This is a genomic window from Acinetobacter sp. YH12152, from assembly GCF_013418285.1.
Lineage (GTDB): Bacteria > Pseudomonadota > Gammaproteobacteria > Pseudomonadales > Moraxellaceae > Acinetobacter > Acinetobacter amyesii.
On sequence record NZ_VPCH01000020.1, the window covers coordinates 12687 to 33106 of the forward strand.

Consider the following 20420-nt stretch of genomic DNA (forward strand, 5'->3'; position numbering starts at 1 on the left):
CATACTAGCTCAAACTAAATCTGACAGATACGTTACTAAACTACGATATCTTGTCAAATTTAGTTTGAATAACTGTAAACTAGATTGATATATCCAAAACAAAAATATCAATAAGACCATTTAATTCGATTGGCAGTTGATTTTCTAAGTGTAATTTAAGCTCTTGAGCTGAGCTAATCCCGTGCTTAGTACGATTAGCTACTTTTTCATTCTTGCCAAACCATAATACAAAATAAATTCCTTGCTGTTCAGCATCTGGATGGATCGAATATCTCTCAGCTAGTTGCGTTGATGCGGCATTATATAATTCTTTGTGCCATTGGCCTTTGGATTCTAGTACTAGAAGTTTTCTATGGTTATCAATTACTTTAGCAAAAGTTATGTCACATCGATTAGCATGTTGCATCTGATGTTCTAAAGTTACAACAATCCCCTTTCTTGAAAGTCTTAATTTCAATCTATCTGCAACAATTTTGGTAGCATCAACCTCATTTAAATGAATATATTCTGAAATAGTCGATTCATCATATTGCTTATGATAAAAAAGTGAAGGTGATGTTGTATCTCCTCCACGGAGATCATTTTGATAAAACTCTAACTCTTCTAAAATTAATGCTCTTAAACCCTCCACTGTAATCACACTATCATTATCTAAAAAATTAACGATTTCTTCTGAGGATGGAGCCTTAAAATTAACTAAAGCAAGGTTTCGAATAAGGGTTGAACGTATACTCTTTAAATCTAATAGCATGCCTTCAAACCTTGAATCTGCAATTAAGTTATTCACAATTGATAAAGTAGTTTCAGAAATATGCTTGGTAAAGTTCCAAATTAAGTTACTTAAAAATCTGTAAGCTGTTTCATTTGGTGGATCTCCCATACCCCAAGAATCGGGTAAATCAACCTTTGGCCACTGTTCTACAAACTCATCTAAAATCCACCATATTTTAGTCGGTGTTAATGCTGGCCAAAATGGATGATCACCATGACGAAGACCTTCACTTCTATCATTTAAAATAAATATGATTTTTTCTTGTAACTTTAAATAATTCCAATAAGGCTCTATTTCCATTTCATCAAGAAAGAAAAATGCCCTAACAAACCAGAATATTACTTTCGAATTTATACTTTCTGAATCAGCAGTATGAGTTGTTAGTTGTTCATTTAATTGTTCACAACGTAATACAATTAATTTATTTAATTCATTTCGATCGCAAAATTGTGCACTTAAATCGAATAGTGTTTTTGTAGTTTCTATACTGATATCTTGGTATTGATGCAGCCATTCAAGAGGTAAAGTTGCTTGAAACTCTTTAAATGTATCACTGTAACGTAACCAACTGACTTGTGTATGTTGACAGCCGCTATATGTAAGCTGAGGTTCAATATAATCTTTTATAAATTGTAGTCGACTCTTAGAATCTGGAAAAAGGATTCGGTCAACTTCATTCTTTAGTGCGTCTCGTTCTTCATTAGAAACAGCACTATAATGCATATCAATACCAGTGCGTAATGCCTTGAGCAGCTCTAACTGAACACCTTCAATACTTCCATGCTCTCTGAAGATTTGAATACATGCAGCGTATAATATAACCTCTGAGTGATAACTAATAGAAGAACATTGAGCTTTCGCAAGCTCACTTAAACTAGGAACGTGAGACTGTATAAATGGTAAACAGTTTTTTAGAGCATTCCTTACTAAGTTTTCATCACCAAACTCTATTTCTATTCTTTCAGGCTTATTTAAAATATGTGTTGCAAATCCAATCAAGCAATTCCAATGCTTTCCACTTTCTACAAATTCACGATTTTGTTTTATATAAAGAATATTTTCATTTCTAATCTGTTGTCTTTTGAACTTTCCATTTTTTATACGACGTCTATTCACTATTCTTTGTGTTTCCAAATAGCTTTTTTTAGCAGCTAAATTTTTTTTAGTCCATGCCTTTAAAAATTCATTCTTTTCTCTCGCCTGAATCTTTGCATATCTGCGTAATTCATATATAGGTTCATTTCTATTTGTTGCATGAAAATGATGAGTCTGAACAAAATAAGACCATAAATTTGTATTATTATTTTTAAAAGCCCAATCTAAAATGAAGTAATAGTCTTGTAACCTCAAGTTCAAACCAGAATGGGTATAAGATGATAACGTTTTCCAACTTACTTGATGTATATCTTCAATTGAAGTTATACCATCAAATGCTAACCTGATAAGGTTTTGGCGTAGGTTATCATCGTTTTGTAATACTTTTACAGCAACGCTATCTTCTTCACGCTTTCCACCATGGAAATTTAGATTTTTTAACCAAAACCATATTTTTTGTGGATCATAAGAATTTTTTTCTAGTTCAAAATAACGATCAAGAAGCACTCCGATAATTTTACTTATTCCATTTCGACAATAACAATCATATTGTTCTTTCTTACACGTACAATTAAGATCATGAGATAATTTATCTAGAAGATTTACAACTAGTTCGTAATTAAGATTGGTAATGAAATTTTTAATAAAATAACGTTGACCTATAGTTATCTCTCTTCCAACATTTTCATTTGGATATAAGAAAGTACATTTTTCTAAAAATTTTAAAATTACTTCAAAAGAAAAGGATTTGATATTAATTCTTTCTATCAAATGCGCAACAATATTTAAGGATGATTTTGTGCCTTGTTCTATAAGTCGATTAATGGTCTGTGTTGCTTCATAATTTACTATTTCTGTTAATCTTATTCCTGCTAATTCTCTTATATAATTATCAATGGCCTCGTTCATTAGAATTTCTTCCAATTCAGGTAACAAAGATTCAAGAATTATAGATTTTTCTATTAATTCTAAAACTAACCCACGCAACAAGCCTTTATCTGATTCTGCTAATATGTACTTAACAGTGGTTACGGAATCATTGTCAAAAAATCCTGAAATAGAAAAAGTTCTCCACATATCACTTCTACGGAAATATGGATCCTCTTCAACAAGACATATTAATTTTTCTAATAAATATTTTTTTGATGATGGTAGGAGCTGAGAAGGATCTCCGTTGGCTAATACTGCATAAGGATCAATATTAATTAATGTCTCTTGTATAGATTTATCACCTAAAGCTGCCATCCAAGCCACAAGACCTCTTAACTCATCCCGTACAATTCCATTAGGTGCAATTATTGAAAGACATTGATGCAGTGAAATATTGTTACGATCGGCATTAATTTTTTTAACTAAATAATTAGCAGCTGTAAATTCAGCAATAATTTTATGACTTGGCTGATGTATACTCTCATTTTCTGCTAACTGAAAAAGCCTGCTAGATAATACTGATGAATATAGATCTGTATTATCTAATCTAATTAATGAGTCTATTCGGGGGTACAATGTATCTGAACCATTTACATTAGTACTTACACCCTCTGAGCCAGATAACAGTAATTTGGCAAATATTTCTTCAGTACTTTCTATTTTTTTTACTAATGGTAATTCATTTCTTACATTGAAAGTACTATTTGTCTCTCTTGCCAAAGCCTTAACTGCTTGATTAAAGATAGATTTTCGATCGGAAAATACTCTATTGCTTTCAATATAGGCATCTGCAAAAATCTTTAAAAATTGAGGATTTGAAAGTAATTGTTCTAAATTATATTTCTTTACTTCAGATACAAATATTTGGAAGTTTTCTTCAGCTTTATAATTTTCAAAAATTAGTTGTTGTTCGGATTCATTAAATGGAAATAAACGAAAAACTCTAGGTTCGATTTCAAAAATATCTCTAACTAAACTAGTATAAGACTCTTCCCATTCACTTGACCTACTGGAAATAATTAATTTTGTTGGCTCTAAGTCAGCAGCCTTTCCAAGTAAATTATTGACAGCTGATTGATCTATTCTTACTAACTCATCTAGCGCATCAATAATTAAAATTGAATGTTTATCATGATTATTTCTACTGTTAAATATATTAGCTGTTTTCTTTTTTATACTTAAGTGACTCGAAAAATTCTCTAAAAGTGATGACTTACCTGCACCAGGCTCAGCTAAAATAATGATTATTTGAAATGCTTCTATAACCTCTAGTTCAGTGTATTCTTTTTCATGATCATAAAGCTTTCTTGGTAGATAGAAGTTAGGGGTCATATCAAATAGTTAAAAAATATCAATAAGATCCTTTTTACATTGAAACTTTTTTTGTGTCCATCGTGATATATCATTTTAAAAATAATTTTAGCTTAGATTTTTACAATAAATTGATTTTTACTAAATTGCTTTAGTTTGACTTAAAAGACAAGGCTCGTCCCTAAGGGATCGAGCCTAATGCATTTGTTAACGCTCTTTGTTGAGCAGATGATTACGCCTGTACTGGCGGTTCAATTTTTTCATGCCGACTTAGGCCATATTCCATTTCATATTTCTACTGCTAGGCAATAGTTTTATGCTTGTCTAATCTGGAAGGACAAGCCACGATTTTTTCATGCTGGTGTAGCATTATCCCGATTTAGGTCTCAGGCAAACCCGTATAAATATATTTTCATCAGTGACCAAACTTCAGAATACTTACACTGTACCAATCTCGGCCTAGTCAAGGAGACCAATCCCCGACTGAGAAACACGACCAGTGTTTCATTAACCTTTCTTTTCTACATATTGTCCAACATGCTCACGCATGTGCCGACTCAAGTTTTCGCAATGAGCATCCCGACTGAAAAAATCGAAATGTTTTAGGATTCGCTTTAAGCTAGCTATCTCATTTTATCCAACCGACCTAAAAAACAGAGTGTTTTTAAAAATTACTAATGTTTAAAACATCACTAATAATTAAATATTATTTAGGTCGGGAATTACAATTTCCACAATTCATCTTGAACTAAAGTACCTCAAGTTTAATTGTTTTATATGCGCTACTCACCATCGCTCCCACACTGAAAAAAATACAGCAGACTTTTAACCAATTTAAGCCTTTTTATTCAGTGCTTCCCAAGTTATTTCAAAGTGTCTTAATGTGCAGACCGCTTATCCTCTCGCCTGTATACATGCTTCCTGTTTCCCCCGACCGTAGTTCCTTAAAAATATCGGGATATGATGTATACATAACTTTGTAAAGGGTAAAACTCTTACACTCCAATCAGCATCTATCGATTAATGCCGTTACACGTTTAAGCTATCCAACGACCCATTCAGCTTGCGCAGAATGGTGCCAGCTTTTCCAGCGTTAGCCTCAAAGCCCTAGTACCTTACGGCACTCTCAGCAGCCATCGTGATTGGAAATGAGCATACTTTTCCAAGTAAAAAACTTGTTCGATCAAGCATACACATTCAGCTATTAACGGAGACTATCGTACATCCTGTACTGCTCCTGACTGTATCACTTTGAACAGGATTTCAATGATCTGCTAATGAATTAGCTTCACATCTAATTTGGCTATTTCTAACCAAATGACCATTTCACGAATAAATTCGCTTATAGGCTTCCGTTTCCTTGTCGCCCAACCACTTTTATTTGCTTGGAACTCTTAAAAGTGAATTGGATAGAAGAAGAGTATTTCAACTCTTCAGCCCCCATTGCAGCGTACCGAGCGAGATTTCTCCAGCAGTCCGCTACATCGGCAGTATGAAGATGGTTAGTCTTATACTCAGGGCAATATGTATCAAAGTTTTTGAATGGTGGTCAGCCATTCAAACAACTTCAAAAAAGAAAGTTGGAATGGATGGTCAATCCACAATTCGATTGATATGCAGTCATATTATCAGAGTCAATTTATTATATCAATAATATTGATATAATATTTAAACAAGTATAAGATTTGCTGATCAAGTTTCGTAATGCGCACTAGGAACTACTTTATTGTCACCTTACAACGTGAGGTGACAGTGCTAGCGCAATTTGATCAATGCTGATTGCTGACACGCTCAGCAAAATGGGAAATGTAGAGAAAATTATTGTTGATGAACAATTCAAAAATGGATGAAGAAATTTGGATTTAAGTGGATTGTTGATTGACATGAAAAGTGCATAGTTGGATGACATAAAATGATTGATTACAGCCCCCACACAAAATACACCGCACAAAAAATTCAAGATAAGGTCACAAGAGGATCATATTTTTACTGCAAATTTATAGTGCAAACTGAGTTAGGTAAAATTGATATTGAAAAAATTATTCATAAATTAACCGAACGATACGCATTAAATTTAACCAGTCGGCAAAGAACCTATCGATTAAAACAAGGATTACCTGTTGCTGATCTCATTGTTCAAGACATTCTTTATAAAGATGAGTGGTTATTTATCTTGTTGATCAAAACTCCTAATAGCCATCGTCACAGCAAAGAAACCATAGGCAAAGTGACTTCAACAACTAGTTCAGCATATACATCAAAAGATAAAATTGCTGAACTTGAACCTGTTATCTGGGACAAAATTACAGTCGGGCAAGAATTAACTTTTATCCGTCATTACTATAAAGACAATGAACAGTTTAATTTCATATTGAATAAACCCTATTTAAGCTTGGATTTTGGAAAATATGAGGCTGAATTAGTACGGTTAAGCCATAAAAAGTATGCTGAACATCAAACTAAGTTTTACCGTAAAAGTAATAAGAATTTCTCATGGACGTGGCGATTTAAGAAAACTGAAGTAGAGAAACAAAAAAAAGAATTAACCCAAATTCTCAATCGAGTGATTTCACAGAAAGATCAGACCAAAGCGCTCAATGATCTTCTTGCATGGCAGCATTATTTCAAAGTTTATGCAGTATTCAGAGGCAATCGACAGCAGGCGGGACGTTTATATACTTTCGGGAAACTGTTCTTTTTCAGTCGGAAAAGACAACGGTGGGATCAGGCGCAAATGCCGGTGATGGACTTAACAATCATCGCGCGGTATGAAACCTATGCGGATTCTTATACTGAGTATTGTATGCGTAGATATTTTTATGAATCGTTTGAAGTTGAACTTCCACGAGAGATTTCAACAACGGAAAATTGGCAGTTAATCAATGAATACATTGAAATGCAGGATTTATGAAAAAGTATCAAATATGCTTATATTTCAAATATTATATATTTGTTTTTTTGATATTTAGGGCTGTTTGATTAATAAAATCTAATACTTCCTTCTGCTGTAATTCAGTTAAAAAATGGAGTTTTGTAACAAGTTCTGCCATTAAATTATCTTCAATAAAGAAGTAAGCTACGGGTACTTCTAAAACTTCAGCTATTTTTATAGCCATCAGAAGATCAGGTGCATACTTTCCTGTTTCATATTGATTCATTCGAGCACTAGCCGAAGCTTCATCAATGCCGGCAAGTATGCCTAATCGTTCTTGAGAAAGCTTCTTCGCTTTGCGAGCAACCTTTAAACGCATTGAAAATACATTGGATTTTTTGCTTTCCATATGTTTAATAATCAATTCAAAACTAAGATTCTCTTAGTTTTGAATTGATAAATTACTAAGGATTGCTTAGTATTATGATCAGCATAGCTATACTTTTATAATATTGATTAAACACTCAGAGGGTAAAATGAATAAGAATTTTTTATTTTTAGCGATTTCTTTCGTCTTAATTAACACAACAGGCTGTCAACATATCCAAACAGCAGCAGACAGTACGGTAGGTGCCATATCGAAAGGAGTAAACGCCTATGATGGCTGGGTAAGTAAAGGTACTCAACGCGTATGGGATGAAATGTCAAATACAGAAATACGAAACAAATTTTTAGTCCTTTCAAATAACTCTAATAATAATGTAATTGTTCTAAACCCATCATTGATCAATGATAAATTTAAATTAGAAAAACGTACAATGGGTTCAATTCATTTAGAAAAATATATTAATCATGAAGCAAACTTTAGCGAAGCTAATCGAAAAATTAACAATGGTATTTATATTTCAGAAAAAGATTTAGCCTCAAAAATGTTTATTGAACAAGCATTAGCAAAAGGACATCAAGTCCGTATGTATAAAAAGAACATTAATAAAGATTTGAACAATGGATTAGTACAATCCATTAGCGAGTTTAATGGTGCTGCTAATCGCTATGATGTCGACCCTGCCTTTGTAGAGTTTGATAAAAATGGTAGTCCTGTAGCGATTATGACGCGTTCATGGCAAACAATTTCAGCTATCGGTGTCGATAGCCGCATATACACTAATATTTATTTTGCTCAAGATGCTTTGCGTTGGTTTGAAAATAATTTTTCAAATCGTTATTTAGAAGACTCTTTGATTCGTGTATATAAATAGAAAAAACTTTTTATAAATAGATTATGTCATTGCTTTTTCTTTCTAGAGTGGCTTTGTTGTATAAATACATAAAACACTGATTTTATTATGTTTTAATTTAGGTTAAATTTTAATCAAAACCTTTAAAATCATATAATTATGCAACAAATCCTTCTAGAGTTAATAATCTTCTGCGGATTTTGAGTTAAACACCTTAACTTTTTAATATTTATAAGAGAATTTTTAATTATGCTTAAAATTAGATCGACATTATTAATGCTTACTTCAACTCTTTTAATAGTCAGTTGCTCAAAGGATAGTAATCCCCATGTTCAATCACAAAGTCAGAGTAACGAAAATAGAGCTATTGAGAAAGTAGCTGAAAAAATAGCCCCAGAAGATGATCCTACTTTAAAAGGTACACCTGTTTTAGGCTTTAAGTTAAGGGATTCGACCTTTGATTCAGTAAAGAAGCGATTAAATAATTATAAAATAAATGGTGAGTCCTATGCTGGAGGACCAGTTTTAGAAAATGATGGTACTGGTTTTGATATAGATGGTCTGCTATTTACTCAGTTTGGTTTTGATAAAAATCAAAATTTAGTTTATGTGGGGATGACACTAAGTGAAAATAACCATATGTCAAAAGAGACATACAAAAAAATTGTGAGTTATGTGCAGAAAAATAATTACAAAATTATTCGTGAAAAAGCACCTTTTGTTGGCGATCAAGAAACAGTATTTCTTACTCCAAACAATGAAATGATTACAGTTAGTGCTCCACATATGGGGGGCTTTAAAGTAAATATTGAATATGTTACTCAAGAATTTGAACAGCAAAGAACTCAAATAAATCAAGAAAGTCAACAGAAAAAAAACCAGTCAGAAGCGGCTAATTTTTAAGGAGTACATGTGTGAAAAAATCAATACTATTCACTGCATTTTTCATATTTTTTACTGTAAGAGCAGAGGCAACAACTCTTCAGCAGCAGATTAATAACCGTGTACAAGTATCTATAAAAAATTTGAATTTAGAAAGCAAAAAATATGCTATTGATTCAGACTATTTTAAGTTTTCTCTAAAATCTAAGGAAGTTACCACTGCTGATATTAATAACGATGGAATTAAAGATAGAATTATAGTGCTTAATTTTTGTGAAGAAACGACTTGTCATCCAACAACAATGAGTTCAGAAGTAGCCGTTTTTATTGGTAAAAAAGATCAAAAATTTAACTTCTTAGACTCAAAATATTTTGCTGTGACAGCGAGTATTCAAAAAGATAAGAAGGGAAATATTAACGTTCATCAATATGATTATTTTGAGGATGACGGACATTGCTGTCCTAGTCGTTTAACTAAATTTGATCTTACCGTTAAAGATGGGAAATTAATTTCTAGTAAAATAAATTAAATCTATTACATTCAGAATCTTATTTTAAATTAATGTGCTCTAGGATATTTTTTTATGTATCATTTTATTAATACGGCTTTAACATTGTGTGTAACAGTAGCATCTTCATCTGTAATGGCAGCCCCACAACTATTTAATGTAGAGCTAAAAGGTGCAACACGTGATCAAATTCGCTCAGCATTGCAAAATACCAATGTTAAAGTAGTTCGTGAAGACAACAACTACTGGATAGATAAATACAATTCCAATGCTGTATTAGAAGGTACTACAGAATTAAATTTTGGATATACATCCAATGGAAAATTTGCTTATGCAGAATATAAATTTCCCGTATTTATGGACTCAGGAAAAATTATAGAGGTTGCAAATTTTGTTTCATCAAAATATGGAAAACCGAGCCAACGCTCAGGAAATCCTAGTCTTGGAGAAGCAAGTTTTACCTGGAATTTTAAAAATGGTATGAGTATTACGGCATATCGTGGTTGGCCTGATACTACAACGTATTTGAATTACACAGATAAAATAAATTATTCAAAAATGAACACTGAAATAAAAGCTGAACAAAAACGACAACTTCAACAGAAAGTTCAACAACAGGGATCTGCATTTTAAATGAAGACTTATTGTTGAGTATGTTTCCTTATTTCCATATACACATTGGTGTTATTTTATGAACAATTAAGATTAACATAGCAGGTCTTGCACAGCTCGCTTAGCTTCATGATGTGATTTTAACTCTACTTAGTAATCAGTGAAATTAGCCTCTTTAGCAGGAACTTTGACCATTCATGATTAAGACTGAAAAGACGGATTCATTCAAACTGACTTATATATATTTCTTTCCAGTGGTTTTTTTCCCATTTTTGAATATTTATCAATTTAGAAATGATACCGATATTAAATCTTGGTTATTTAGAAATTTACTTGTCAGTTTTATAGTTATTTTGATCCCACTTTTTCTTACTTTAAGTAGGATTTGTTGCATAAAGATTGCATAATTATATGATTTTAAAGGTTTTGATTAAAATTCAACCTAAATTAAAACATAATAAAATCAGTGTTTTATGTATTTATGCAACAAAGCCCTTTAAGTATGATGATTACAGACTAATATAACTAGTCTGCTAGTATAGAGCCTTAAAATTTATTCTTTTTAAAATCCTTTTATTTTTTAGGGAGGAGCTTGCCAGTTTCAACGTCATATCTCAAAAACTGAGGATTGGAAATTAATTAATGCATATATTGATGCTGAATATGACCAACTTTAACAAATAATCTTATTATTTGTTTTACTTATTTTTCTTGGTTTAATTATCTATAGCTTTGATATAAGGCTTAATTTAACTTATGATGTATGAGTCCATTTATCACTTTTATATTAAAATAAAACCAATATAATCAATAATACTGATATGTATTTAGTACGACAAATCCTGTCTTCTTCCCTTCAAATTTGCTGAAAAATTTTTATTTATCGGTACACTAGTCATGTTTTATTCTTTTCATCGGACTTATATAACAATGACCCAAGCACAACTTCAACAACTACAAAAACAACTGTGGAATATTGCCAATGACCTCCGTGGCAAAATGGGTGCAGATGAATTCCGTGATTACATGCTGGGCTTTATTTTCTTTAAATATTTGTCTGAAAAGTCTGTTAATTTTGCCAATGAGCTGTTGGATGGCGAAGATATTACTTTCCTTGAGCTTGATGAAAGTAATAATGAGCATGTGCCATATATCGAAGAAATTAAAAAGAACTCGATTAATGAAGTGGGCTATGCCCTATCCCCTGAGCAATTGTTCCATACCATCGCGGAACGTGGTCGTCAGGGTGAATTCATCCTTGATGACATTACAGCGACTTTAAAAGCCATTGAACAAAGCACTTTAGGTTCTGACTCTGCCGATGACTTTGCCAATCTGTTTGAAGACCTCGATTTAAACTCGACCAAGCTAGGTAACACGGCGAATGACCGTAATGAACTGGTTGCCAAAATTCTCAGTCATTTAGACAAGATTGATTTTGATATTTCCAATACTGAGTCGGATGTATTGGGTGATGCGTATGAATATCTGATTGGTGAGTTTGCTTCAGGCGCAGGTAAAAAAGCTGGAGAATTTTATACGCCTCAAACGGTGTCTACCCTACTTGCCAAAATCGTCACCCAAGGCAAGGAGCGTTTACGTTCTGTTTATGATCCGACGTGTGGTTCGGGTTCGTTATTGCTTCGTGTAAAGCGTGAAGTGCAAGATGTCGATATGATTTACGGTCAGGAAATGAACCGTACCACGTACAACTTGGCACGAATGAACATGATTCTGCATGATGTGCATTTTGCCAAGTTCGACATCAAGCAGGAAAATACTTTAACCCGTCCGCAGCATTTAGATAAAAAGTTTGATGCGGTGGTGGCGAATCCGCCATTTTCTGCAAAATGGTCTGCCGATCCGTTATTTTTACAAGATGAACGCTTTGCCGCGTATGGCAAACTGGCGCCAAGTTCCAAAGCCGATATGGCTTTTGTGCAGCACATGCTGTATCAACTGGATGACAATGGCACGATGGCGGTGGTGTTACCGCATGGCGTATTGTTCCGTGGTTCGAGTGAGGGCGTGATTCGTCAGTATTTGATTGAGCAGATGAACGTGGTGGATGCCATTATTGGTTTACCTGCCAATATTTTCTATGGTACGTCTATTCCGACCTGTATTTTGGTGTTGAAAAAAAACCGTGAGCATAGCGGCAATATTTTGTTTATTGATGCCAGCAATGAGTTTGAAAAGCAGAAGAATCAAAACAAGTTATTGCCTGAGCATTTGGATAAGATTGTTGCGGCATTTGAAAAGCGTGAAAATATTGAAAAGTATGCGCATGTCGCAACTTTACAAGAAGTGAAAGATAACGATTACAACCTGAATATTCCTCGTTATGTGGATACCTTTGAAGCGGAAGCCGAGATTGATTTAGATGCGATTGCAAAACAGCTTCAAGCTTTGGAAGTAGACAGCCAAAAAACCGATGCCATCATTGCAGATTTTTGCAAAGAGCTAGGCATTGCTTCACCGTTTGCGGAGGTGAAGTAATGGCTGCGCCAAAATTAAGGTTTAAAGAGTTTGATGGGGATTGGACTTCTAATAAATTAAAACAATTAACAGATGTTTTAAAATGTGGAGTTGCTAGTACGCCAACTTATGTGGATGAAGGCGGCTACCCATTTTTATCAGCTCAAAATGTTTCTCGTGATGGTCTTATGGACTATTCCAAGGTGAATAATATTTCCACTGAGTTTTATAAAAAAATTAGTAAAACTAAACTCCTGAAGGGAGATATTTTGTATAGCCGAGTTGGTGCATCGTATGGGGTCGCATCCATTTTTGATAAAGATGAAGAATATGGTGTATACGTTAGTTTGACCCATATTCGAGCTAATAAAGATTTAGATAATATTTTTCTCAAATTGTTTTTAAACTCGCCTAAAGCAAGAGTACAAGCTGAGCGTGGAGTTTTTCAGGGTGGTGGCGTTCAAAACTTAAATGTTGGAGTTGTTGAGGAGTTTGAATTATCAATTCCATCTAAACCAGAACAAACCAAAATCGCCTCTTTTCTTTCCGCAGTGGATGAAAAGATTAGCCAACTCACCCAAAAACATGAGCTGCTGAGCCAGTATAAACAAGGCATGATGCAAAAGCTGTTTAGTCAGCAACTTCGTTTTAAAGCGGATGATGGGAGTGAGTTTGGGGAGTGGGAAATAACTTCAATTAAAGATGCTGTAAGTTTTATAAAAGATGGTACTCATGGCACTCATCAAGATGATCCAAGTTCCAATCTATTTTTATTAAGTGCTAAAAACTTACAAAATGGCAAAATTGTGATTGATGACAAAGATAGAAAGATCAATCAAAAAGAATTTGATTCAATTTATAAAAACTATAAATTGCAAGACGGCGACATTCTTTTGTCGGTAGTTGGTACGATTGGGCGTGTGGCAATATTTAAAGACTATTATGAGTCTTATGCTTTTCAACGTAGTGTGGCTTTTATGCGTTTCAAAAAGGCTTTACCTGAATTCATATTTCAATTGTTTTTGGCGAAAGACTTTCAAAATGAGTTATTAGTTCGACAAGTTGTATCAGCTCAGCCCGGTATTTATCTTGGTGATTTAAGTAAGATAGACATTAAATTACCTTGCCTAGAAGAACAAACCAAAATCGCTAATTTTTTATCTGTCATCGACCAAAAAATTGAAGTGGTGGCACAGCAAATTGAACAAGCGAAACAGTGGAAAAAAGGCTTGTTACAGCAGATGTTTGTTTAATTTTTTAAAGCCAAATCTTATAGGGAGGTTTGGCTTTTTTGTATTTTATAGAGGGTGGAAAATGAAAAAGCTATTCATAAATTTAATACTTTGTAGCAGTACATTATTTACTGTACCAATGGCAGTCGCAAATACAAAATTCTCAGTCGCTGAGATGACAAAGGTGCAATTAGATACTTTGAGCTTTAAAGAACTTATGCGCCAGTTTTACAGTGGTCAAATGACTCGTGGCTATATTGATGATGAAGAAATTAGTAAAATGCCATATGTTGCATTGGGGCAGGCTGGTGAAGATGAAAATACAACTGTCGCTCTCATGCACCCAGTGCTTGAATATAAAAATAATGCTAATCAAACACGTTATTTGGTCATGATCGAAAAAATTAAAGTAAGTGACGATGGGATTGTTGTGACGTGTCATGCCTGTACAGGTGAAGCTGATTTATTTAGCTTTAAAAAGCTAAATAGTGGTCAGTATCAGTTAGTCAGTCGAAGTAAAGAGGATGCTGAATTTTCAGGTAGTTGGGGGCGAGTTGGTATTGATTTAAATGAGATTTCTGAAAATATTAAACCTTTAGGGAAAAACTTAGTAGGTAGTATTTTCAAAAATGGATATACCAGCACTGGAACAACAGAAACATGGTGGGAAGCATTGCATCTTCCTGAAAATGATTTTATCAATAGCTACAGTATTGCAGATGCAGGAGCAGACAATAGCGGCAGCTATGATGAAGACTCCCCTTTACATTATGCTTATGAAGGGCTTATTGAAGTTGTGAATAATGGGGATGCTTATTTTCCTATTAAAGTGACTTATTCTGGTGAAAAACCTACAGAAGATTATGAGCATATCCGTAAGGTTAAATATAGTAAGCAGATTGAATTTAATCCTATCAAGAAAGAATATAAGTGATTGGTAATCATTAAATTTAGAGCGTTAATTATGAAAAAATTATGTATTTTCTTATTACTTATAGTACCTAGTTTAAGTTTTGCACAGACATTTTATTATGGTGAGCCTGCAACTATTTCAGGCAAATTGCTTCGAATTAAAAGCCTGCACCCAAATCAAGAGGCATTTGGAGGTAATCAGATTGCGGTGACTTTAAATCAGCAGATTAATGTTGATGGTGAAGAAGGTTTGGTTAAAACTAAACTCATTCAATTAGTTGATAATGATCCACGCTATTCCTCTTTGTTTAGAAAAGAAGGAAAATCGGTGCAAATTAAATGTAGTGAGTTATTTAGAAGTCATACAGGTCATCACACCACAAAAGTTTTATGTGTTGTGGATTCAGTAAAATATAAATAATAGAGATATTAAAAATATGGTAGAGCTTGAAGAACAACTTATTCAAAAATATGAAAATATCTTACTAAAAGCACAACAGTATAAAACTCCTGAAAGAGAGATGACAATTTTTGATACAGCCTTAAAAAGTCATCATGAAAATCCGATTACAGAACTGATTGCATTCTTTCTAGATCCAAATGAAAAACACAGCCTAAATTCAGGTTTTTATGATGGGTTTATCGAAGCTATCAAACAAAATGAAAAATATTCTGAGTTTGAATTTGGTGAAGTATTAGAGATCGTCACTCAACAAATCACAGATAAAGGAAAATTTATTGATCTATGGTTAGAAACGGATACAGCTTTAATCGTAGTAGAAGTTAAAGTTTATCACACACAAAATAACCCATTTAAAGAGTATTTAAGTTGGGCAAATAAAAAACTTAAAGATATCAATAAAATAAAACAAGAAACAGGTATTGAAAAGAAACTTGTTCCTTTAGTTTTTAGTCCAAATGGCTACACAAATATAGAAGGTTGGCTTGGGCTGTCATATTCAGATTTTACAACCCAATTAAAACAAACACTAGGAATGCAAATTATTAATAATCCTTTAAATAAATGGGGAGTTTTTGCACGAGATTTTTTACTACATTTAGATAGTTTTAATGAATCATTGGAAACAGATATGGAAAGCTTAAAATTTGTTATTGATAACATGCAAAAAATACAAGAACTCGTTGATCTACGAGAAAATGTTTATCAAGAAATCATTGACCATGTAAATAATGCCTTACAGATAGCTTTAGGCGAAGAATATGAGCCTTATGTAAGAAGACATACTTGGAATGGTACACCTGCTCTTAGATTCATTGGAAATAATTGGAAGGATTGGTCAGATACGGTTTTAAATCTACATATCAATACATCACCAATGGGTTGCAGTATCAATATGTATATTCAAAATCCAACAGATGAAATTATGAAAAACGTAAAAATACAGCTTAAGAAAAGCCCTTACCCTATCGAAAAAGAATGGTACGAAGGAAAAAATAATCAATACTGGGGAATATCTTGGAAATTTAACTTATTCGATCTACATGATGTAACAAAACTCATTGTGTTCACTCAAAAAATTTTAAATCGTGTCGAAACTGAGTGGAAATAATTCTTTATATCTAATGCGTATCAGAGCAAAAAATGACAGTACAAAGCGAAGCACAACTTGAAAATGAACTTATTACACAGCTCAATGGCTTGGGCTATGCCAATGTCACCATTAAAGATGAAGCCGCTTTACTGTCAAACCTAAAAGCACAAATTGAACGTGCCAATGCACTTCCTCCCCTATCAAATGCTGAATGGAAGCAAGTCATTAGCCATTTGAACACGGGCACAGTGTTTGAACGCGCCAAGAATCTGCGTGATCTGTTCCCAGTCAAATTTGATGATGGTACCAGTAAACATCTTTTTTTCCTGTCTGATGATCCAAGCAAAAATATTTATCAGGTCACCAATCAAATCACCATCGACCACCGCGACTATAATGGCAGAACCAGCCGTTTTGATGTGACTTTACTGGTCAATGGTTTGCCTTTGGTACAGATCGAGCTGAAAAAACGCGGTATGGAAATCGCCGAAGCCTTTAATCAAACGCAACGCTATATTCGTGAAGCCTATTGGGCTGGTCAAGGGCTGTTTGGCTTTATCCAGCTGTTTGTGATTAGTAATGGTGCCAATACTCGTTATTACTCCAACGGCACCACAGGCATCGAGTTTGCCTTTCCATGGGCGGATGTCAGCAACAAACACATCAATGAAATTGTCGACTTTGCCGAAGCTTTTTTCAATCAGCAGCATCTGACCCAAATGCTGACTCAGTACATGGTGCTGCTAGAAACCACCAAAAGCCTGATGGTGCTGCGTCCCTATCAGATTTATGCGGTACAGAAAATTGTGGAGCATGTGCAAAACTCCGATCAGAACGGCTATATCTGGCACACTACCGGTTCAGGCAAAACCCTGACCTCATTTAAAGCCAGTCAGATCATCATGCAAATGCCCGATGTTGAAAAGGTCTTGTTTGTGGTGGATCGTAACGACCTCGACACACAAACCTCACGTGAGTTTAATGCTTTTAAAGCCGACAGCGTGGACAGCACCGATAACACATCGACCTTGGTGAAACAGCTGGATCAACGCCACGACAAACTGATTGTGACCACCATCCAAAAACTCAATCGAGCTATCAGTACCGACCGTTATTTAGAATCGATTGATTATCTTAAAAATAAAAAAGTGGTCTTTATTTTTGATGAATGTCATCGCAGTCAATTTGGAGAGACTCATCAGAACATCAAAAAATTCTTCAGCAATGCACAAATGTTTGGTTTTACCGGTACGCCCATTTTTGAAAAGAATAGCCAAAGCAAAGCAGGTTTAAAACTCACCACAGACTACCTGTTTAATGAGTGTTTGCATAAATACGTGATTGTCGATGCCATCCGTGACCGTAACGTATTGCAGTTCCAGATTGATTATCGTGGCAAATACACCGCCAAAGGCATGGCGACCAATGAAAGTTATGAGCAAGATGTAGAAGGCATCGATACCAAAGAACTGTATGACAACCCGAAACGCTTAGAAATGATTGCCCGCTACATTGTCAATATTCACGATACCAAAACCCGTAATCGTGAATTTACCGCAATGTTCTGTGTCAGTTCGGTCGAAACACTGACCCAATATTACGACCTCTTTGAAAAGGTGCAGGCTGAAAAGCAAATTGAAGATGAAGCACAAGGTCGGATATTTAAACCGTTGACTATTGCCACCATCTTTTCCTATGCGGCAAATGAGGCTGTACCGACTGATGACTTAACTGGCTTGATTCACGAAGAAGCCGCAGATATTCCAAGTCAGGTCAATTCATCCAGTCGGGATAAGCTAGATCGATACATTGCCAATTACAACCGACAGTTTAAAACTAACTACAATTCAGGTGATCAATTTTATGCGTACTACCGCGACATTGCACAGCGCGTAAAAAACAGACAGATTGATATTCTAATCGTGGTCAATATGTTCCTCACGGGCTTTGACTCTAAGCCGTTAAATACCTTGTATGTCGATAAAAACCTAAAATATCATGGCTTGATTCAAGCATTCTCACGCACCAACCGTGTCTATAACGATAAAAAACCATTTGGCAATATCATCTGTTTCCGCAACCTAAAACGTGCAACCGATGAAGCATTAGCTCTGTTTTCTAACAAAGAAGCCAAGAAAGTAGTTTTAGTTCCAAGCTATGACGAAATCAAAAAAGATTATGAAGAAGCAGTAAGTAAGCTCTTGGCAATGACACCTGATTATCAGTCAGTCGATGATTTGGTAACTGAAGATCAGCAATTGGAGTTCATAAAAGCTTTTCGTGAAGTGATGCGTTTTAATGCTCAACTTCAAAGTTTTGTCGAGTACGAACAAGATCAGACGTCTTTAAGCAAACAAGACTTTGCTAATTTTGCATCGAAATATTCAGACCTTTGCCGCGATATTCGTAAAGTCACGAAGAAAGAAAAAGTATCTGTATTGGATGACGTGGATTTTCAACTTGATCTTCTTCATAGTGATCGTATCAATGTCGGCTATATTCTGACGCTGTTACAAATGGCAGTGAATGCGGATACAGATGAAAAGCGTAAACAATACGAAGCTCAGGTGCATGATTTGATTGGCGGTGATGTATCTCTACATGACAAGCAAGACCTAATTCAGAAATTCATTGAAGAAAACATGCCTAAGATGATCAACGGACAAAGCGTACAAGATACCTTTGCTCAGTTCTGGGATGTAGAAAAAGAAAATGCCTACCAACAGCTTTGTGAGCAAGAAAACCTTAAACCTGACGTAATGAAGAGTGTTCTAGACAACTATGAGTTCACCAAACGATTACCTCGACAAGAAGAATTGAAAGATTTGCCAAATTTTAAAGTTGGTTTGTTTAAGCGTGAAAGTGTGTTTAAAGATTTGTTCAATAAGACAAAGCAGTTTATTGAGCGATTTTATATTGGATTTTAATTTTGAATCATTTTTTTAAATAATTCATTTCTGCATGTGATAATTCATATTGTTTTTTAATTATGCTTATTGAATATCTATGCTTATTAATTTATGGCCAAATTTTAACTATTATTAAACAAGAGTGGATGCTTTATGAAAAATAATGTAATTGAGGATATGTTTAATCAATTTAAATCGAGCTATAGCAGTTTAAAAATTAATGATTACTTTATTGAAAAATATCCCAAAAACCCAGATATACTTTCAATTTATTTTGAAAAGATGGGAGCACAAAAACTAATAAGCTATAATGATAATTTGGAGAAATCTCATCATATATTAAAAAATTCAGAGTTTTTTAAATATTTTAAAGAGTGCAAACTCAGCGTATTAGACATCATTAAAATAATGACAGTGTATGAGTTTTCTGATAAGTACCACATTGATAATATTAAAAAAGAAGAAAGCTTAAGAGATCGAAACTTAATAAAAATAAAAGAAAGTTATAACGTCTTTATAGAAAGTACAAAAAATCTATATGATTTTGAGTTGTGGTATAATGAAAAATCAATTCAATCACTTAGTCAAGTTTTAAGCAAATTACCAATATTAGAAGAAATAGGGAGTGAGGATTTTAATTTTGAAAATATTGATGATGATTTTAACTCGCTATTAAATTTCAAAATTTTATTGGAGAAATACTATAAAGATTTGGAATTGTTAATAAAAAACAAAAGGAGCTTAAGATTGAATGAAAAAAATATTCGAGTTAACTACTTTATTAGGGAGTTAGTGAGTATTTATACAGTAAAAAATAAAATTAAAATTCCTAATAAAATAATCATCATATTATTGTCGGTATTATTTGATGTGAGGATGGAAGATGCTCAGTTGAAAAATATTATTAAAAATTCAAATAATCATTTTTCAAATACTAATTATACGATTCAGTATACAACAAAAGAAAATGGCACTTATGATATGGAATATATTAAAACCAAAAATTCCTTATAGCACTTTTTTATCTTTGTCAAGATTGTTTTGGCCTTAAATTTTACCGCCTTTAAGTCTAATGCTAGATGTCCTGCTTTGATCAATTATGTACATCTCTAAGC

General features: G+C 33.8%; 13 protein-coding genes and 2 pseudogenes. 13 read left to right on the plus strand and 2 right to left on the minus strand.

Annotated elements, in window-relative coordinates; genetic code table 11:
* Window positions 1–79 precede the first annotated feature (79 nt).
* Window positions 80–4129: a hypothetical protein gene (locus FTU83_RS08230; protein WP_180106070.1), complete on the minus strand. Its 4050-nt coding sequence runs from the start codon at window positions 4127–4129 to the stop codon at window positions 80–82.
* Window positions 4130–6020: 1891 nt separating this feature from the next.
* Here FTU83_RS08230 and FTU83_RS08235 point away from each other — a divergent pair.
* Window positions 6021–7019 (plus strand): hypothetical protein, encoded by a 999-nt coding sequence (locus tag FTU83_RS08235; RefSeq protein WP_180106069.1) that lies wholly within the window; start codon window positions 6021–6023, stop codon window positions 7017–7019.
* Window positions 7020–7050: 31 nt separating this feature from the next.
* Here FTU83_RS08235 and FTU83_RS08240 read toward each other — a convergent pair whose 3' ends face one another.
* Window positions 7051–7389, minus strand: coding sequence for a helix-turn-helix transcriptional regulator (locus FTU83_RS08240; protein ID WP_180034666.1), 339 nt, complete (start codon window positions 7387–7389; stop codon window positions 7051–7053).
* 127 nt (window positions 7390–7516) lie between these two features.
* On the opposite strand from FTU83_RS08240, the gene FTU83_RS08245 reads away from it, so the two are divergent.
* From FTU83_RS08245 to FTU83_RS08295, 12 genes and pseudogenes are all read left to right on the plus strand, one after another.
* On the plus strand, window positions 7517–8239 hold the full coding sequence (locus tag FTU83_RS08245; RefSeq protein WP_180106068.1) for a hypothetical protein: 723 nt from the start codon (window positions 7517–7519) through the stop codon (window positions 8237–8239).
* 255 nt (window positions 8240–8494) lie between these two features.
* Window positions 8495–9121, plus strand: coding sequence for a hypothetical protein (locus FTU83_RS08250; RefSeq protein ID WP_227591811.1), 627 nt, complete (start codon window positions 8495–8497; stop codon window positions 9119–9121).
* Between the two features lie 11 nt (window positions 9122–9132).
* A complete protein-coding gene (locus tag FTU83_RS08255; RefSeq protein WP_180081522.1) occupies window positions 9133–9630 on the plus strand; it encodes a hypothetical protein in 498 nt (165 codons plus the stop codon).
* A gap of 54 nt (window positions 9631–9684) precedes the next feature.
* Window positions 9685–10242 (plus strand): hypothetical protein, encoded by a 558-nt coding sequence (locus tag FTU83_RS08260; protein ID WP_180034662.1) that lies wholly within the window; start codon window positions 9685–9687, stop codon window positions 10240–10242.
* Window positions 10243–11151: 909 nt separating this feature from the next.
* Window positions 11152–12720: a type I restriction-modification system subunit M gene (locus FTU83_RS08265; protein WP_180124313.1), complete on the plus strand. Its 1569-nt coding sequence runs from the start codon at window positions 11152–11154 to the stop codon at window positions 12718–12720.
* Window positions 12720–13223, plus strand: a pseudogene (locus FTU83_RS17675) (restriction endonuclease subunit S); the annotation flags it as partial. The gene FTU83_RS08265 and the pseudogene FTU83_RS17675, both read left to right, overlap by 1 nt.
* Window positions 13200–13952 (plus strand): annotated as a pseudogene (locus FTU83_RS17680) (restriction endonuclease subunit S); the annotation flags it as partial. The pseudogenes FTU83_RS17675 and FTU83_RS17680, both read left to right, overlap by 24 nt.
* Before the next feature lie 61 nt (window positions 13953–14013).
* On the plus strand, window positions 14014–14865 hold the full coding sequence (locus FTU83_RS08275; protein ID WP_180106065.1) for a hypothetical protein: 852 nt from the start codon (window positions 14014–14016) through the stop codon (window positions 14863–14865).
* A 30-nt stretch (window positions 14866–14895) separates the two neighbouring features.
* The gene (locus FTU83_RS08280) at window positions 14896–15264 is read left to right on the plus strand and encodes a DUF4431 domain-containing protein (protein ID WP_180034658.1); all 369 of its coding nucleotides are present in this window, start codon (window positions 14896–14898) and stop codon (window positions 15262–15264) included.
* Between the two features lie 16 nt (window positions 15265–15280).
* Window positions 15281–16414, plus strand: coding sequence for a PD-(D/E)XK nuclease family protein (locus tag FTU83_RS08285; protein WP_180106064.1), 1134 nt, complete (start codon window positions 15281–15283; stop codon window positions 16412–16414).
* Between the two features lie 32 nt (window positions 16415–16446).
* Window positions 16447–19323 (plus strand): type I restriction endonuclease subunit R, encoded by a 2877-nt coding sequence (locus FTU83_RS08290; RefSeq protein WP_180106063.1) that lies wholly within the window; start codon window positions 16447–16449, stop codon window positions 19321–19323.
* 135 nt (window positions 19324–19458) lie between these two features.
* Window positions 19459–20319 (plus strand): hypothetical protein, encoded by an 861-nt coding sequence (locus tag FTU83_RS08295; RefSeq protein ID WP_180106062.1) that lies wholly within the window; start codon window positions 19459–19461, stop codon window positions 20317–20319.
* Window positions 20320–20420 lie beyond the last annotated feature (101 nt).

What these genes read in the sequence shown, in the direction of transcription:
- FTU83_RS08230 (WP_180106070.1), bottom strand. Translation starts at nt 4,129, where the DNA reads ATGACCCCTAACTTCTATCTACCAAGAAAGCTTTATGATCATGAAAAA.
- FTU83_RS08290 (WP_180106063.1), top strand. Translation starts at nt 16,447, where the DNA reads ATGACAGTACAAAGCGAAGCACAACTTGAAAATGAACTTATTACACAG.
- FTU83_RS08280 (WP_180034658.1), top strand. Translation starts at nt 14,896, where the DNA reads ATGAAAAAATTATGTATTTTCTTATTACTTATAGTACCTAGTTTAAGT.
- FTU83_RS08235 (WP_180106069.1), top strand. Translation starts at nt 6,021, where the DNA reads ATGATTGATTACAGCCCCCACACAAAATACACCGCACAAAAAATTCAA.
- FTU83_RS08260 (WP_180034662.1), top strand. Translation starts at nt 9,685, where the DNA reads ATGTATCATTTTATTAATACGGCTTTAACATTGTGTGTAACAGTAGCA.
- FTU83_RS08285 (WP_180106064.1), top strand. Translation starts at nt 15,281, where the DNA reads ATGGTAGAGCTTGAAGAACAACTTATTCAAAAATATGAAAATATCTTA.
- FTU83_RS08265 (WP_180124313.1), top strand. Translation starts at nt 11,152, where the DNA reads ATGACCCAAGCACAACTTCAACAACTACAAAAACAACTGTGGAATATT.
- FTU83_RS08250 (WP_227591811.1), top strand. Translation starts at nt 8,495, where the DNA reads ATGCTTACTTCAACTCTTTTAATAGTCAGTTGCTCAAAGGATAGTAAT.
- FTU83_RS08240 (WP_180034666.1), bottom strand. Translation starts at nt 7,389, where the DNA reads ATGGAAAGCAAAAAATCCAATGTATTTTCAATGCGTTTAAAGGTTGCT.
- FTU83_RS08275 (WP_180106065.1), top strand. Translation starts at nt 14,014, where the DNA reads ATGAAAAAGCTATTCATAAATTTAATACTTTGTAGCAGTACATTATTT.
- FTU83_RS08295 (WP_180106062.1), top strand. Translation starts at nt 19,459, where the DNA reads ATGAAAAATAATGTAATTGAGGATATGTTTAATCAATTTAAATCGAGC.
- FTU83_RS08245 (WP_180106068.1), top strand. Translation starts at nt 7,517, where the DNA reads ATGAATAAGAATTTTTTATTTTTAGCGATTTCTTTCGTCTTAATTAAC.